Origin of the sequence: Kluyvera genomosp. 2 (assembly GCF_036759865.1) — a bacterium.
Taxonomy (GTDB): domain Bacteria; phylum Pseudomonadota; class Gammaproteobacteria; order Enterobacterales; family Enterobacteriaceae; genus Kluyvera; species Kluyvera ascorbata_B.
Genome location: NZ_JAPKIA010000044.1, coordinates 1 through 1,171, shown reverse-complemented (window position 1 = coordinate 1,171; position 1,171 = coordinate 1). Strand labels below are relative to the sequence as shown.

Annotated in this window: 1 protein-coding gene; it reads left to right on the top strand. The window is 54.0% G+C overall.

The window, feature by feature from the left end; translation table 11 throughout:
- Positions 1 to 68 precede the first annotated feature (68 nt).
- On the top strand, positions 69 to 1,049 hold the full coding sequence (locus V6942_RS23350) for an IS5-like element ISKpn26 family transposase (RefSeq protein ID WP_000019445.1): 981 nt from the start codon (positions 69 to 71) through the stop codon (positions 1,047 to 1,049).
- Positions 1,050 to 1,171: the final 122 nt, after the last annotated feature.

The window sequence follows — 1,171 nt, the reverse complement described above, 5'->3', positions numbered from 1 at the left end:
GGAAGGTGCGAACAAGTTCCTGATATGAGATCATCATATTCATCCGGAGCGCATCCCAGAGGGACATCATGAGCCATCAACTCACCTTCGCCGATAGTGAATTCAGCACTAAGCGCCGTCAGACCCGAAAAGAGATTTTCCTCTCCCGCATGGAGCAGATTCTGCCATGGCAGAATATGACCGCTGTCATCGAGCCGTTTTATCCCAAGGCGGGCAATGGCCGACGGCCCTATCCGCTGGAGACCATGCTGCGTATTCACTGCATGCAGCATTGGTACAACCTGAGCGACGGTGCCATGGAAGATGCCCTGTACGAAATCGCCTCCATGCGCCTGTTTGCCCGATTATCCCTGGATAGCGCCCTGCCGGATCGCACCACCATCATGAATTTCCGCCACCTGCTCGAGCAGCATCAACTGGCCCGTCAATTGTTCAAGACCATCAATCGCTGGCTGGCCGAAGCAGGCGTCATGATGACCCAAGGCACTTTGGTGGATGCCACCATCATTGAGGCACCCAGCTCTACCAAGAACAAAGAGCAGCAACGCGATCCGGAGATGCATCAGACCAAGAAAGGCAATCAGTGGCACTTTGGCATGAAGGCCCACATTGGTGTCGATGCCAAGAGTGGCCTGACCCACAGCCTGGTCACCACCGCGGCCAACGAGCATGACCTCAATCAGCTGGGTAATCTGCTTCATGGAGAGGAGCAATTTGTCTCAGCCGATGCCGGCTACCAAGGAGCGCCACAGCGCGAGGAGCTGGCCGAGGTGGATGTGGACTGGCTGATCGCCGAGCGTCCCGGCAAGGTAAAAACCTTGAAGCAGCATCCGCGCAAGAACAAAACGGCCATCAACATCGAATACATGAAAGCCAGCATCCGTGCCAGGGTGGAGCACCCGTTTCGCATCATCAAGCGGCAGTTCGGCTTCGTGAAAGCCAGATACAAGGGGCTGCTGAAAAACGATAACCAACTGGCGATGTTATTCACCCTGGCCAACCTGTTTCGGGTGGACCAAATGATACGTCAGTGGGAGAGATCTCAGTAAAAACCGGAAATAACGCCAGAAATGGTGGAAAAAATAGCCTAAATAGGCTGATTCGATGTGTTTGCGGGAAAAAAATCGGCCCAGATCCGCGAAATTTTAATCAGCGAGTCAGCTTGGGAAGA